A 14,108-nucleotide genomic window follows, 5' to 3' on the forward strand; every position below is an offset into this window, starting at 1 on the left:
GTAGGGTGAGGTCATGCCTCTGCTCGCACATGACCGTTACTGCGACGAAATCGCCGACCAGGTCGACCGGTTGAGGGCCGTGGTGACCTCCGGCGCCGATCTGTCCGCGACCGTGCCGACCTGCCCGGACTGGTCGCTGGAGGACCTCGTACGGCACATGGGAGGCGCCCTGCGCTGGGTGGACGCCCTGGTGCGCAGCCGGGCGCAGGAGAACGTCCCGGAGGAGCAGGTGCCGCTGGGCCGCGGGCCGCAGGAGCGCGGTGACGCGGCGGCCCTGGACAAGTGGCTCGCGCAGAGCGGTGAGCTGGTCGTCGGCGCGCTGCGCGAGGCCGGTCCCGACGCGGCGGTGTGGGCGTGGGCCGGGACGCTGAACTCCGGCTTCTGGGCCCGTCGTATGGCCCACGAGATCACCGTGCACCGGGCCGACGCCACGCTCGCCGCCGGGCTGCCCTACGAGGTGGCGCCGGACATCGCCGCCGACGCGCTGGACGAGTGGCTGCAGATCGTCGAGTGGGCGCAGCGGAACCTGCCGCACGACCCGGCGAAGGACCTGCGCCGCCCGGGGACCGCCATCCATCTGCACGCCACCGACGCCGGCCCGGAGCTGAACGCCGAGTGGCTGGTCGAGCTGGGCGCGGACGGGGTGAGCTGGCGGCGCGGGCACGAGAAGGCCACCGTCGCCCTGCGCGGCCCGCTCACCTCGGTGCTGCTGGCCTTCTACCGCCGGCTGCCGCTGGACGCACCCGGCCTCGAAGTGCTCGGCGAGCGTGAGGTGCTGGAGTTCTGGCTGGAGCGGGCCACCTTCGGCTGACGCGACCGGCCCGCCCCCTGGGGACAGCGGGGCGGGCCGGGGTACGGCGGTGCGGGTCAGCCGTGACGGCTCGCGCCGCGCCGGCGCATGCCGAACCAGACCGCGCCACCGCCGACGGCGACCAGGGCCGCGGCGATGCCGGCGATCAGGCCGGTGTGGGAGTCGGCACCGGTCTCGGCCAGGTTGGAGTCACCGACCGCCGGGGACGGCGCGTTCTCGGAGGTGCCGGCCGGGGCGGAGCTGGACTCGGAGGCCGACGGGGCCGGGGTCGCGGGCTGCGCCGGGGCGGACTTGGACGGGGACGGGGACGAGGAGCGGGTCGGCGACGTGCTGGCCGTCGGCTTCGCGGTCTCGCTCTCCTCGGCCTTGCAGGCGGTGGACGGGGTCACCAGGTCGGGCTTGATGTCCTGGTCGACGTTGGCGGCCTTGATGTGGACCCGGTAGGTGGCGCTGGGCTTCCAGTTCTCGGGGAAGGAGACCTCGACGCCCTTCTTCGACCCCTTGACCGGCTGCTCGCCGACCTTCGTCTCGACCCCGCCGTCCCCCTGGAGGAAGACGCTGACCGTGCCTTCGGCGGCGGAGGGGTCGGTGTCGGTGACGACGATGAGGCCCTTGGCGCCGTCGCACCTGGCTTCGGCGGAGAAGTCCTTGATGTTGCATGCGAGGGCGGAGCCGGACAGGCCCAGCACCAGCGCCGCCGACCCGGAGGCGACACCCAGCACGCGCACGGAACGACGTACGCTACGGCGAGTCATGGACAACGTTTGTCCTTTACAGAGAGCAATTGCGGGGGGTGGCGGGGGATTTGGGACGACGGATGAGGCGACGTCCCAGGATCCCCGGCAGGCTCACAGGTTTATAAGCGCTTCATAAGCAGTGTCAACGCGTCCACCGTCAACGGGTGTTGACTTTGCCGTCTTATTAACCACCCCGACGTTTGACCGCCTTCCGCGTCAGCCCTGGACGGCCGCCGGGTCCATCCACATGACCTCCCAGGTGTGGCCGTCGAGGTCGTCGAAGGCCCGGCCGTACATGAAGCCGTGGTCCTGGGTCCGGCCGCTCGCCGTGCCGCCCGCCGCGATGGCCCTGTCGACCAGCTCGTCCACCTTCTCGCGGCTCTCGGCGCTCAGGCAGATCAGCACCTCGCTGGTCGTCGTCGCGTCGGCGATCTCCTTCTTGGTGAAAGTGGCGTAGAACGGCTTGGTCAGCAGCATCGCCACGATGGTGTCGCTGATCACCACCGACGCCGCGTCCTCGTTGCTGAACTGGGGGTTGATCGAGTAGCCGAGTTCGGTGAAGAACCTCTTCGAGGCGTCGAGGTCGTTCACGGGCAGGTTCACGAAGATCATCTGCTGGTACATGCGGTGTCTCCCGTCCGGGTGGTGCGCGGTCCGTCGCGTTCGGTGGGTAGACCGGCGGTCCGCACCGAACTCATCGGCGCCCGCCCGTTTTTTCGTCAGCGGCTCAGGGGCAGGGCCGACAGCACGGCGATCCCCAGGGTGAGCGGGCCGAACAGGGCCAGCAGGGCGGCCGCGCGCAGGGCGGCGGCCCCGCGCAGCATGGCGGCGGGGGCGCCGAGGCGGAGCAGCGCGGCGGTGGTGCCGGCGCGGCACTGGCGGGCCTCGACGGCCGCGGTGAGCAGGGTGGCGACCGTGGAGCCGGCGACGACGAGCGCGCCGAGGGCGGACAGCGGGCCGAAGGCGGCGGCCGGGCCGCCGTGCAGGGCGGTCAGGGCGCAACCGGCGGACGCCACCGCGCAGACCACGCCGAGGGGCCGGCCGAGCCGGGCGGCCTCCGTCATCAGGACCCGGCCGGAGAGCAGCCGCAGGGCGCCGGGGCGGCTGCACTGCAGGAGCCGGCCGCACAGGTGGGTCAGGCCGGGGGAGGCCAGCACGAGGCCGGTGGCGGTGAGCAGCCAGCCGAGGAGTACGGCGAGGGAGGGAGCGGGGGTGGAACGGCCGGCGTAGGCCTGCGCGGCCAGTCCGGCGGTGACGAGTGCGACGCCCCAGGGGAAGCCGGCGGGACTGTCGGCGGTGGGCGCCTCCACGGCGTCCGGGGCGGCGGACTCGGGGTCGGCCGCGGGGCCCGGCACCGCGAGGGTGTCGCCCACCTGCCCCCACGCCCGGCTCCGCTCGCGCACGGGCAGCCCCATCACCTCGACGGCACGCCCGCGGCCCGCGGCCCGCGGACCGCCCGCGGCGGGCGCGCCGCCGGGACACGGATCGACTCCGGCCGGTTCGCCACGCGCGGCTTCTGCGCCGCCCGTCGTCGCGGTCTGTGCGCCGCTCCCGGTGAGCGGACCGCCCTTGGACCCTCCGCCGCCGCCCGTCGTCGCGGTCGGTGCGCCGGCCGCGGAACGCGGACCGCCCTTGGCGCCCCCGCCTCCGCCCGCCGTCGCGCTCGGTGCGCCGCTCCCGGTGAGTGGACCTCCCTTGGCCCCTTCGCCGTCTGCCGTCGCGCTCGGTGCGCCGGCTGCGGAACGCGGACCACCCTCGGCCCCTCCGCCGCCGTCCGCCGCCGCGGTCGGTGCGCCGCCCCCGGAACGGGGACCGGCCGCGGCCACACCGCGGCCCGCTGCTCCGGCGCTCGGCCCCGTGGCCCCTCCGCCGCCCGCCGTCGCGCGCGGTGCGCCACCCCCGGAACGCTGACCGCCCTCAGCCCCACCGCCGCCCGTCCCCTCGGCCCCAACGGCGTCCGTCCCCTCGGCCCCTCCGCCGCCCGCCGGCCGGAGGCCGAAGCGGGCGCCGAATCTTCCGTACGCCCCGAAGGTGTCCCGGCTCGTCGGGTCGCCGTACGCGCCGAAGCGGCCGAAGCGGCGGGTGGTCCGCTGCGGGGGGCGGGGGTCTTTGGGGCGGAGGGTCAGGGCGACCGTCGTGGTGGCCGTGGCGGGGAGCAGCAAGAGGAGGGTCAGGGTGGCCGGGACGGGCAGGGCGCGGCCGGCGGCCAGGAAGTCCGCCGCCGCGCCGTCGAACGGCAGGCCCGCGAGGTCGCCGCGCAGGTGCAGGAAGACCAGCAGGGCGAGCATCGAGCCCAGCGTGCAGGACAGGGCCGTCGTCAGCGCGGAGAGCGCCATGAGGCGGGCCGGGCCCAGGCCCACGGCGGACAGGCCGGCCCGCGGCCGGGTGCCGGGGTCGGTGCGGGCGACCGCGACCGCGAGGTACACCGTGGCGGCGAGCGGCAGCACGCACCAGGCCAGGTGCAGCGCGGCGGCGTCCGCGGCCTCGGGGCGGTCGAGGGCGTGGCCGAGGCAGGACAGCAGGAGGAACCCGGTGCCCGCGGAGGCCGCGGCCACGAGCAGGCGGCGCAGCTGGACGGCGGGCCGGGCGGCGCGGGTCAGACGGACAGCGAGCACGCGGCCCGGCCTTCCGTGTCGGGGGTGTCCGGCAGGTGCACGGTGTGCACGCGCCGCCCGTCCAGCAGGTGCACCGTCCGGTCGGCGAGGGCGGCGGTGTCGGGGTCGTGCGTGGCGAGGACGACCGTGATGCCGTGCGAGCGGGCCGCCGCGGTCAGCGTGCGCAGGACGTGGGCGCGGTCCGCGCGGTGCAGCGGGGCGGTGGGCTCGTCGGCGAAGAGCACCGAGGGCCCGGGGGCGAGCGCGCGGGCGATGGCGACCCGCTGGCGTTCGGCGTGCTGCAGGGCGTGCGGGCGGCTGCGGGCCCTGTCGCCGACGTCCAGGCGTTCCAGCCACTCCAGCGCGGCCACCTTGGCCCTGCGGCGGCCGGCGCCGCGCAGCATCAGCGGGAGCGCGGCGTTCTCCCAGACGTTCAGCTCGGGGATCAGGACCGGCTCGGGGTCGATCCAGCCGAAGCGGTCCCGGCGCAGCCGCTCGCGGGCCATCGGGCCGAGCGTGTGCACGGGGGAGCTGTTGAACCAGACCTCGCCGGAGCGTACCGGCACCTGGCCGGACAGACAGCGCAGCAGGGTGGTCTTGCCGCTGCCGCGCGGGCCGCTGACGGCGAGGATCTCGCCCTCCCGTACACCGAGCGAGATGCCGGTGAGTCCGGGGGAGCCGTCGCGGTGCATGAAGTGCAGGGAGCGTGCCCAGAGCACGTCGTTGTCCGGCGGGGCCTCCATGGCGTACACCTCGGTTCTGATCCGTTTTCCCTCTGTCCGTTCCCCCGTCCGGGGGAACGAGAGCTGGGCCGATCGGTCACTGGAACGCTAGGCAGCCGCTGCCGGGAGGCCGGACAGCACACGGCCCCGGGCCGCCGTTCTCACTCGAACGGAGGGCGCCGGGGCCGGGTCGGGTCATCCCGTCGGATGATCAGAGCTTCGTCCACGCCTCCGTGAGGGTGGCGCGCAGGATCTGCTCGATCTCGTCGAACGTCTCCTGGTTGGAGATCAGCGGCGGGGCGAGCTGGATCACCGGGTCGCCGCGGTCGTCGGCACGGCAGTACAGGCCGTTGTCGAACAGCGCCTTGGAGAGGAAGCCGTAGAGAACGCGCTCGGTCTCCTCCTCGTTGAAGGACTCCTTGGTGTTCTTGTCCTTCACCAGCTCGATGCCGTAGAAGAAGCCGTTGCCGCGGACGTCGCCGACGATCGGCAGGTCGTGCAGCTTCTGCAGCGTGGAGAGGAAGGCGCCCTCGTTGTCGAGGACGTGCTGGTTCAGCTTCTCCTTCTCGAACAGGTCGAGGTTGGCGAGCCCGACCGCCGCGGAGACCGGGTGGCCGCCGAAGGTGTAGCCGTGCAGGAAGGTGTTGTCGCCCTTGTAGAACGGCTCGGCGATCCGGTCGGAGACGATGCACGCGCCGATCGGGGAGTAGCCCGAGGTCATGCCCTTGGCGCAGGTGATCATGTCCGGGACGTAGCCGAACTTGTCGCAGGCGAACGTCGTGCCGAGGCGGCCGAAGGCGCAGATGACCTCGTCCGACACGAGCAGGACGTCGTACTGGTCGCAGATCTCGCGCACGCGCTGGAAGTAGCCGGGGGGCGGCGGGAAGCAGCCGCCGGCGTTCTGCACCGGCTCCAGGAAGACCGCGGCCACGGTCTCCGGGCCCTCGAAGAGGATCTGCTGCTCGATCTGGTCGGCGGCCCAGCGGCCGAAGGCCTCCGGGTCGTCGCCGTGGATCGGGGCGCGGTAGATGTTGGTGTTCGGGACCTTGTGCGCGCCCGGCACCAGCGGCTCGAAGGGGGCCTTCAGTGCCGGGAGGCCGGTGATCGACAGGGCGCCCTGCGGGGTGCCGTGGTAGGCGACCGCACGGGAGATGACCTTGTACTTGGTCGGCTTGCCCCGGAGCTTGAAGTACTGCTTGGCCAGCTTCCAGGCGGTCTCGACGGCCTCGCCGCCGCCGGTGGTGAAGAAGACCTTGTTCAGGTCGCCCGGGGCGTGGTCGGCGAGCCGCTCGGCCAGCTCGACGGCCTTCGGGTGGGCGTAGGACCACACCGGGAAGAAGGCCAGCTCCTGGGCCTGCTTGGCGGCGGTCTCGGCGAGTTCCGTACGGCCGTGACCGGCCTGGACCACGAACAGACCCGCGAGACCGTCGAGGTAGCGCTTGCCCTTGTCGTCGTAGATGTAGGTGCCCTCACCCCGGACGATGGTCGGCACGGGTGAGTTCTCGTACGAGGACATGCGGGTGAAGTGCATCCACAGGTGGTCGTACGCGGTGCGGCTGAGGTCCTTGGTGCTCACGGTTATCGGGTCCTCACGGTTATCGGGTTCCCCACATGTAGGTCTGCTTCTTGAGCTTCAGGTAGACGAAGCTCTCGGTGGAGCGCACTCCGGGCAGGGACCGGATGCGTTTGTTGATGACGTCCAGCAGGTGGTCGTCGTCCTCGCAGACGATCTCGGCGAGGATGTCGAACGAGCCCGCGGTCATCACCACGTACTCGACTTCCGACATGTCGGTCAGCGCGTCAGCGATCTTCTCGACATCGCCCTCGGCGTTGATCCCGACCATCGCCTGCCGGCGGAAGCCCACGGTGAGCGGGTCCGTGACGGCGACGATCTGCATCACGCCCTGGTCCAGCAGCTTCTGCACGCGCTGGCGCACGGCCGCCTCGGACAGGCCGACGGCCTTGCCGATCGCGGCGTACGGCCGGCGGCCGTCCTCCTGGAGCTGCTGGATGATGGCGAGGGAGACGGCGTCCAGCTGGGGACTGCCGCCGTTCCTCGACTCGCGGGACGAGTCCCTCTGGTCTGCGCTTCGACTGGCCACGAGCTCACTCTGCACGACGTCTCGACAGTTTCGCAAGGCCCCGGCGATGAAATTCGTTGTTTGCGAGACCGGAGTTTGCGGATTTCGCAGAACTGGTGCCGGTGGGGGTGTTGAAAACGTGGGTGCGCCGACTAGGGTGGGTGTCTCAGTGATTGGACAGCTTGAACCAGATCAGGAGGCCGGCAGTGAGCACCGAGCTGCGTCGTCTGCGCAACTACATCGACGGTGAGTTCCGGGACGCCGCCGACGGACGGACCACCGAGGTGGTCAACCCCGCGACGGGCGAGGCGTACGCGACCGCGCCGCTGTCCGGGCAGGCGGACGTGGACGCCGCCATGGAGGCCGCGGCCCGCGCCTTCCCGGGCTGGCGCGACACCACGCCGGCCGAGCGGCAGAAGGCCCTCCTGAAGATCGCGGACGCGTTCGAGGAGCGCGCCGAGGAGCTGATCGCGGCCGAGGTGGAGAACACCGGCAAGCCGGTCGGGCTCACCCGCTCCGAGGAGATCCCGCCGATGGTCGACCAGATCCGCTTCTTCGCGGGTGCGGCCCGGATGCTGGAGGGCCGCTCGGCCGGCGAGTACATGGACGGGATGACCTCGATCATCCGCCGCGAGCCGGTCGGCGTCTGCGCCCAGGTCGCGCCGTGGAACTACCCGATGATGATGGCCGTGTGGAAGTTCGCCCCGGCCATCGCCGCGGGCAACACGGTCGTCCTGAAGCCGTCGGACACCACCCCGGCCTCGACCGTCCTGATCGCCGACATCATCGGCTCGATCCTGCCCAAGGGCGTCTTCAACGTCATCTGCGGCGACCGCGACACCGGCCGCATGATGGTCGAGCACGAGGTCCCGGCGATGGCCTCCATCACCGGCTCCGTACGCGCCGGCATGTCCGTCGCCGAGTCCGCCTCCAAGGACCTCAAGCGGGTCCACCTGGAGCTGGGCGGCAAGGCCCCGGTCGTCGTCTTCGAGGACACCGACATCGCCAAGGCCGTCGAGGACATCTCGGTGGCGGGCTTCTTCAACGCCGGCCAGGACTGTACGGCCGCGACCCGTGTCCTCGTCCAGGAGTCCATCCACGACGAGTTCGTGGCCGCGCTCGCCAAGGCCGCGTCCGAGACGAAGACGGGTCAGCCGGACGACGAGGACGTGCTCTTCGGCCCGCTGAACAACCCCAACCAGCTGAAGCAGGTCGCCGGCTTCATCGACCGCCTGCCGGCCCACGCCAAGGTCGAGGCCGGCGGCCAGCAGGTCGGTGACAAGGGCTACTTCTACGCCCCGACCGTCGTCTCCGGCCTGAAGCAGGACGACGAGATCGTCCAGAACGAGGTCTTCGGCCCGGTCATCACCGTCCAGTCCTTCACCGACGAGGACCAGGCCGTCGAGTGGGCCAACGGCGTCGAGTACGCCCTCGCCTCCTCGGTGTGGACCAAGGACCACGCCCGCGCGATGCGCATGTCCAAGAAGCTCGACTTCGGCTGCGTGTGGATCAACACCCACATCCCGCTGGTCGCCGAGATGCCGCACGGCGGCTTCAAGAAGTCCGGCTACGGCAAGGACCTGTCGGCGTACGGCTTCGAGGACTACACGCGCATCAAGCACGTGATGACCTCGCTGGACGGCTGACGGTCCCCGCGTCCGGCCGTCGCCCGGCCCGGGGCGCGGAGGAGCCGGTCGCCCGGTTCCCCGCGCCCCTCCGGGCGGTTGATCGACAAGGTGCCGGATCCGCGACGGCCCGCTCGACGCAGCGTCGATTGTCTCCGCGCCCGGCGGAGCGGCATCCTGCCGGGGTGCCCCTGACTTCCTCCCGTACGCCCCTGCCGTCCCGCCGTTCCCTCCTCGCCGCCCTCGGCGGCACCGCCGCGCTCGGTGCCCTCGCCGGCTGCGGGGTGCCCGCCGCCTATGTGGCGCCCGGTGACCGGGCCGTCGCCGACCGGTCCGCGGGCGAGAAGAGGCTGACCTGGGCCAACTGGCCGCTCTACATCGACACCGACGACGACGACCCCGGCCGGCGGCCCACGCTGGAGGCCTTCGAGAAGCGCACCGGCGTCTCCGTCGACTACGTCGAGGAGATCAACGACAACGACGAGTTCTTCGGCAAGATCAGCCCCGCGCTGATGAACCGCCGCTCCACCGGCCGCGACCTGATCGTCATCAGCGACTGGATGTGCGCCCGGTACGTCCGGCTGGGCTGGGTGCAGGAGATGGACCGCGCCCGCCAGCCGAACGTGGCCCGCCACCTCGACCCGCTGCTGCGCTCGCCCGCCTTCGACAAGGGCCGCCGCTTCACCGTGCCGTGGCAGTCCGGCATCACCGGCGTCGCCTACAACCGCCGCAAGCTCGGCCGCGAGATACGCGCTGTCGCCGACCTGTGGGCGCCGGACCTCAAGGGCCGGGTGACCCTGCTGTCCGGTCTGGACGAGGCGTTCGCGCTGCTCATGCAGGGCAACGGCGTCGACGTCACCCGCTGGACCAGGGACGACTTCCACCGGGTCTGCGAACAGGTGGAGCGCGAGGTCCGACGCGGCCAGATCCGCCGGTTCACCGGCAACGACTACACCAAGGACCTGGTCAGCGGGGACGTCCTCGCCTGCCAGGCGTACTCCGGCGACGTCATCCAGCTCCAGGCGGACAACCCCGACATCCGCTTCGTCGTCCCCGAGGAGGGCGCCGAGCTGTGGGCGGACTCCCTGATGATCCCGAACCGGGCCGGCCACAAGGCCAACGCCGAGCGCCTGATCGACTTCTACTACGACCCCGAGGTCGCCGCGGAGCTGGCCGCCTGGGTCACCTACGTCTGCCCGGTGCCGGCCGCCCGGGCGATCCTGGCCGCAGCCGAGGACCGGGACACCGCGGCCCTCGCCGACAACCCGCTGATCTTCCCCGACGCCGACCCGACTCTGCGCGGGCGGCTCGCCGTCGCCCGGGACATCACGCCCGCGGAACGCGTCGAGTTCGCCGGGCGCTGGAACAGGATCGTGGGACTCTAGCCGCTCACTTCAGACCGCTGAGCATGACACCCCGGATGTAGTGCTTCTGCAGCAGCAGGAAGAGCAGCAGGACCGGCAGGATGCTCAGCACGAGGCCGGCCATGACGACGGGCATGGTGCGGGCCGGGTCGACGTGGTCCTGCAGGAGCTGGATGCCGACCGGCAGCGTCATCACGTCCGGGTTCGCGGTCGAGACCAGCAGTGCCCAGATGTACTCGTTCCAGGCGTCGACGAAGGTCAGCAGTCCGAGCGTCACCAGGACCGGCTTGGTCTGCGGGACCACGATCCGCCACCACACGGTGAACTCGCCGGCCCCGTCGATGCGCGCGGCCTCCAGGACCTCGTCCGGGATCGCCACCATGAACTGGCGCATCAGGAAGATCCCGAAGCCGTTGACGAGGAACGGCACGGCGAGCGCCACGATGCTGACGGTCAGGCCGGCGCCGCCGCGTCCGAGCAGGTCGTTGCCGCCCGCCAGCGGCCAGTGCACCAGGATCAGGAAGCGCGGGACGAAGAACAGGAACGGCGGGAACATCATCGTGGCCAGCACCAGGCGGAAGACGAGGTCCCGGCCGGGAAAGCGGAGTTTGGCGAGCGCATAGCCGGCCAGCGACGACGTGAGCAGGACCGAGCCGGTGATCACGGCGGTGGCGACGACGCTGTTGCGGAAGAGCACCGGTAGGTCCAACTGGTCGACCGCGGCCCGGTAGTTGGACAGGTCGAACGCCTTCGGCAGGAACCGGTACGGCAGCGTCCCGGCCTCGCCGGGGCCCTTGAAGGACGTCATCACCATGTCGAGGAACGGCACCACCGTGAGCACGGCGCCGGTCACCACCACCAGGTACGACAGCCACGGGAAACGACGGCGGCTCATGCGTCCTCCCCCTTCCGCCGGAAGATCCACAACTGGGCCAGGGTGACCGCGAGGACCACCAGGAACAGCACGAAGGCGGCGGCGCTCGCGGTGCCCCAGTCGCCGTAGGAGAAGGCCTGCCGGTACATCTCCAGCGCGGCCACGTCGGTCGCGTCGCCCGGGCCGCCCTTGGTCATCACGGTGATCAGCGCGAACGACTGCAGACCGGTCAGGAACTGGGTGACGCACACGAACAGCAGGGCCGGCCGCAGCAGCGGCAGGGTGATCCGGAAGAAGACGGTGACCGCTCCGGCGCCGTCGAGCGCGGCGGCCTCGTAGTACGACTCGGGGACGGCCTTCAGCCCGGCGGTCAGCACGAGGATCGCCGAGCCCAGCGAGGCCCAGGCCTGGACGACCACGACCGAGGGCAGCGCGGTGCCGGGGTCCGCGAGGAACGCCACCGAGCCGGCGCCGAGGGCGTTGAGGACGCCGTTGACCAGGCCGCCCGGCTCGTACATGTACTTCCACACGTTGCCGACGGCGACGACGGTCGTGACGATCGGCAGGAAGTACAGCGTGCGCCACACCCCCTGGAACCGCAGCCGGTCGATGCAGGTGGCGACGAGCAGGGAGCCGGCGAGGGCGAGCGCCACGGTGCCGAGGGCGAACAGCAGGGTGTTGGTGAGGACCGGGGTCAGGAACGTCGATCCGGCCGCGAACAGGGCGGTGAAGTTGTCCGGGCCGACCGGGTCGATGCCGCCCAGGTCGAAACCGGTCCAGCGGGACAGCGACAGCAGCAGCGCGAAGCCGAGCGGCAGGACGAGGAAGACCGCGAAGAACAGCAGGGCCGGCGCCAGGAACAGGTAGGCGACGACGCTCTGGCGGCGCCGGCGCCGGGTACGGCCGCCGGTGCCGGGGGCCGCCGGCCGCGCGCCGGGCTCCGCCCGCCCGGTCGGCTCCGGCGCCAGGACGTTCACCACGCGCGCGACACCTCCTGGTCGACCTGGCGGCGGATGGTGCGCAGGGCCTGGTCGACCGACTGCTGTCCCGTCCACATCGCCTCGATGCTCGTGCGCAGCAGCGACTTGGCCCGCTGCGCGCCCGGCACGTTCGGCTCCGGCACCGCGTACCCCAGCGCGTCCAGGAACGGGCGCAGGTTAGGATCCCGGCCGGTGCCGCCCGCGCCGAGCAGCGTCCGCATGTCGCCGGCGCGGCCGGTCAGCGAGCCGACCGACACCTGGAGGGCGCTCATCCGGGTCGCCGTCACGCCCTTCACCGTCACTGTCCCGGTGTTCAGCCAGCGCAGGAACTCCCAGGCCTCGCGCGGGTGCCGGCTGGCCGTGTTGACCCCGAGCATGAAGCCGGTGCAGAGCGTGGCAGGCCGGTCGCCGGCCCGGGGGACCGGCACGGGCGCGACCCCGACGTCCCGGTAGTCCCGGCCCATCAGAGCCTTCAGGCTGCCCGACCACCAGCCGGCGCTCACCACCATGGCGACCTGCCCGGACGCGAACGCCCGGTAGACGTTGACGCCGGGATCGCTCGCCCCCTCGGCCACCAGGCGGTGCTCCAGACCGAACACGGCCCGCCCGGCCGGCGAGTCGATGGCGGTGCTCCGGCCGTCCTCGGACACGAACGTTCCGCCGGCCGCGTTGAGCAGGGCGAGGGTCTGGCCGACGGTGGTGGAGTCGTCGTACGTCGACAGCCCGAACCCCTGGACCAGCGTGTTGCCGTACCGGTCCCGCCGGGTGGTGCGGTACGCCGTGTCCTCCAGCTCCCGCCAGGTGCGCGGCGGGCCGTCGACGCCGGCCGCGCGCAGCAGCCGCTTGTTGTAGTACAGGGCGTACGTCTGCACCTCGGTCGGATAGCCGTAGACCGTGCCGCCCACCGAGGCCGCGCCGACCGCCGCCTCGCCGTAGCCGCGCCGGATCTCCGCGGCGTGCTCGGGCGGGGCGGGCCGCAGGACGCCGGCCCGCACCAGCTGGCCGTTCCACAGGCAGTACGGGTGGAGGATGTCGGCGCCCTGCCCGGCGGCCTGCCGGACCATGAACGTGGTCAGCAGGTCGGAGAACTCCACGGCGGTCGTCTCCACCTTGACCCGGTCGTGCGTGGCGTTCCACTCGTCGACCGGGCCGCGCAGCGCCTCCTTCAGTTCCCCGCTCGCGTAGTGGGAGAGCAGGGTGAGGACGATCGGATCCCCGGGCCGCCCGGTGCCCCGGTGCGGTGCGGCGCACCCGGAGGCGAGCAGCGCCGAGGGGAGCGCCAGCGCGAAGTGACGGCGGCTCAGACCGCCGCCGCGGTGGGACGGACTCACCGGGCGGCCTCCCGGCGCAGCACACGGAACACCCGGGTCGTGCGGAAGCCGGCCGTGCGGTACAGGTGGGCCGCGGGGGAGCGCTCGCCGGTCCACAGGAACCACGCGGAGTGCGCGCCGCGCGCCCGCATCCGCTCCAGGACCAGGTGCAGCAGGACCTTGCCGAGCCCGGTGCCGCGCATCTCCTCCAGCACGCCGAACGGACCGAACCGCTCGTCCGCCGACTCGTACGCGCCGTGCATCGCCCACCCGGCCAGCCGGCCCGCGGGGTCCCGGACCACCACGATCCGGTCGAGCGGTGTGCCCGCGGCGAGACACTCCCGGATCGCCCGCGCCCAGTCGGCGGTGAAGTGCTTCCCGGCGAGCGCCACGAGGTCCACCAGGTCGTCGTCGCAGGGGGTGGCGAACCGGTGGCCCCGCGCCGTCAGTTCGTCCCGGCGGCGCGCCGCGTCGTCCGGGAGGCGGTAGCCGACCAGGGAGCGGTCCATCGCCGCCGCCTCGTACAGCGTGCGGAAGCCCAGGGACGCGAGGAGCCCGGCCGCCTCCGGGTACGCCTCCGCGTCCAGGCCGGGCAGGACGTAGTTCGGGGTGTACGCGGAGAAGTCCACCCGGGTGCGGCCGTGGCCGTGCAGCCAGTCGAGGGCCTCGGTCAGCAGCCGGCGGCCGAGGCCGCGCCCGCGGGCGGCCGGGTCCACGAAGAAGAACGGGATCCAGCCCTGCTCCGGCTCCAGGTCGGTGCCGGTCATCGGGGTCAGCCGGCGCACCGCGTAGGCGGCGCCGACGACACGGTCCCCGTCGACGGCGACGCGCAGCCCCTCGGGGTCGAAGTTGGCGTCGAGCAGCACCAGGGAGCGGAAGCGGTCCGCGGTGACGGGGTCGGCCGGCGCGCTCCGGCGCCACGCCTCCACCAGCCGCGGGCCGTCGCCCACGCGGAAGCCGCGGATCCCGGCCTGGGTTGTCGTCGTGCGAGCGGTCATCGACGGGGGTCC

The 14,108-nt window shown here is 72.5% G+C and carries 12 protein-coding genes and 2 pseudogenes; 3 read left to right on the forward strand and 11 right to left on the reverse strand.

What is annotated here, in order from left to right; translation table 11 throughout:
• The first annotated feature begins 13 nt into the window (after positions 1–13).
• Positions 14–811, forward strand: a complete 798-nt coding sequence (locus ABZ923_RS02415) for a maleylpyruvate isomerase family mycothiol-dependent enzyme (protein WP_361465672.1) — start codon at positions 14–16, stop codon at positions 809–811.
• 56 nt (positions 812–867) lie between these two features.
• On the opposite strand, the gene ABZ923_RS02420 is transcribed toward ABZ923_RS02415, so the two are convergent.
• The 7 genes and pseudogenes from ABZ923_RS02420 to ABZ923_RS02450 all read right to left on the reverse strand — a co-directional run bounded on the left by ABZ923_RS02420 (position 868) and on the right by ABZ923_RS02450 (position 6,981).
• Entirely contained in the window at positions 868–1,566 is a 699-nt protein-coding gene (locus ABZ923_RS02420; protein WP_361465675.1) for an LAETG motif-containing sortase-dependent surface protein, read from the reverse strand.
• Positions 1,567–1,764: 198 nt separating this feature from the next.
• The gene (locus ABZ923_RS02425) at positions 1,765–2,172 is read right to left on the reverse strand and encodes a VOC family protein (protein WP_361465678.1); all 408 of its coding nucleotides are present in this window, start codon (positions 2,170–2,172) and stop codon (positions 1,765–1,767) included.
• Between the two features lie 95 nt (positions 2,173–2,267).
• Positions 2,268–2,837: pseudogene (locus ABZ923_RS02430) on the reverse strand (hypothetical protein); the annotation flags it as partial.
• A gap of 711 nt (positions 2,838–3,548) precedes the next feature.
• Positions 3,549–4,163: pseudogene (locus ABZ923_RS02435) on the reverse strand (hypothetical protein); the annotation flags it as partial.
• A complete protein-coding gene (locus tag ABZ923_RS02440) occupies positions 4,145–4,885 on the reverse strand; it encodes an ATP-binding cassette domain-containing protein (protein ID WP_361465681.1) in 741 nt (246 codons plus the stop codon). The gene ABZ923_RS02440 and the pseudogene ABZ923_RS02435, both read right to left, overlap by 19 nt.
• Positions 4,886–5,075: 190 nt before the next feature.
• Positions 5,076–6,440, reverse strand: a complete 1,365-nt coding sequence (locus ABZ923_RS02445; RefSeq protein ID WP_361465684.1) for an aspartate aminotransferase family protein — start codon at positions 6,438–6,440, stop codon at positions 5,076–5,078.
• A gap of 19 nt (positions 6,441–6,459) precedes the next feature.
• The gene (locus tag ABZ923_RS02450) at positions 6,460–6,981 is read right to left on the reverse strand and encodes an Lrp/AsnC family transcriptional regulator (RefSeq protein WP_361465687.1); all 522 of its coding nucleotides are present in this window, start codon (positions 6,979–6,981) and stop codon (positions 6,460–6,462) included.
• A 170-nt stretch (positions 6,982–7,151) separates the two neighbouring features.
• On the opposite strand from ABZ923_RS02450, the gene ABZ923_RS02455 reads away from it, so the two are divergent.
• Both ABZ923_RS02455 and ABZ923_RS02460 read left to right on the forward strand, forming a co-directional pair.
• A complete protein-coding gene (locus tag ABZ923_RS02455) occupies positions 7,152–8,591 on the forward strand; it encodes a gamma-aminobutyraldehyde dehydrogenase (protein ID WP_361465689.1) in 1,440 nt (479 codons plus the stop codon).
• A 164-nt stretch (positions 8,592–8,755) separates the two neighbouring features.
• Entirely contained in the window at positions 8,756–9,955 is a 1,200-nt protein-coding gene (locus tag ABZ923_RS02460) for a spermidine/putrescine ABC transporter substrate-binding protein (RefSeq protein WP_361465692.1), read from the forward strand.
• A gap of 4 nt (positions 9,956–9,959) precedes the next feature.
• Here the strand turns inward: ABZ923_RS02460 and ABZ923_RS02465 are convergent, their stop codons facing one another.
• Genes ABZ923_RS02465 through ABZ923_RS02480 form a run of 4 tightly spaced genes read right to left on the reverse strand, consistent with a single transcriptional unit; the run spans position 9,960 to position 14,096 of the window.
• A complete protein-coding gene (locus ABZ923_RS02465) occupies positions 9,960–10,829 on the reverse strand; it encodes a carbohydrate ABC transporter permease (protein WP_361465695.1) in 870 nt (289 codons plus the stop codon).
• Positions 10,826–11,788 (reverse strand): sugar ABC transporter permease, encoded by a 963-nt coding sequence (locus ABZ923_RS02470; RefSeq protein ID WP_361465698.1) that lies wholly within the window; start codon positions 11,786–11,788, stop codon positions 10,826–10,828. The genes ABZ923_RS02465 and ABZ923_RS02470 overlap by 4 nt, the downstream gene beginning before the upstream one ends.
• The gene (locus ABZ923_RS02475; protein WP_361465701.1) at positions 11,782–13,119 is read right to left on the reverse strand and encodes an ABC transporter substrate-binding protein; all 1,338 of its coding nucleotides are present in this window, start codon (positions 13,117–13,119) and stop codon (positions 11,782–11,784) included. The genes ABZ923_RS02470 and ABZ923_RS02475 overlap by 7 nt, the downstream gene beginning before the upstream one ends.
• Positions 13,116–14,096 carry a GNAT family N-acetyltransferase gene (locus tag ABZ923_RS02480; RefSeq protein ID WP_361465703.1) on the reverse strand — a complete coding sequence of 327 codons (981 nt, stop codon included), beginning with the start codon at positions 14,094–14,096 and terminating at the stop codon, positions 13,116–13,118. The genes ABZ923_RS02475 and ABZ923_RS02480 overlap by 4 nt, the downstream gene beginning before the upstream one ends.
• Positions 14,097–14,108: the final 12 nt, after the last annotated feature.

It is taken from the genome of Streptomyces sp. NPDC046881 (assembly GCF_040645015.1).
In the GTDB taxonomy this organism is placed as follows: domain Bacteria; phylum Actinomycetota; class Actinomycetes; order Streptomycetales; family Streptomycetaceae; genus Streptomyces.

Coding starts and splice junctions, on each gene's coding strand:
- ABZ923_RS02425 (WP_361465678.1), bottom strand. CDS start 2,172: ATGTACCAGCAGATGATCTTCGTGAACCTGCCCGTGAACGACCTCGAC.
- ABZ923_RS02420 (WP_361465675.1), bottom strand. CDS start 1,566: ATGACTCGCCGTAGCGTACGTCGTTCCGTGCGCGTGCTGGGTGTCGCC.
- ABZ923_RS02465 (WP_361465695.1), bottom strand. CDS start 10,829: ATGAGCCGCCGTCGTTTCCCGTGGCTGTCGTACCTGGTGGTGGTGACC.
- ABZ923_RS02480 (WP_361465703.1), bottom strand. CDS start 14,096: ATGACCGCTCGCACGACGACAACCCAGGCCGGGATCCGCGGCTTCCGC.
- ABZ923_RS02440 (WP_361465681.1), bottom strand. CDS start 4,885: ATGGAGGCCCCGCCGGACAACGACGTGCTCTGGGCACGCTCCCTGCAC.
- ABZ923_RS02415 (WP_361465672.1), top strand. CDS start 14: ATGCCTCTGCTCGCACATGACCGTTACTGCGACGAAATCGCCGACCAG.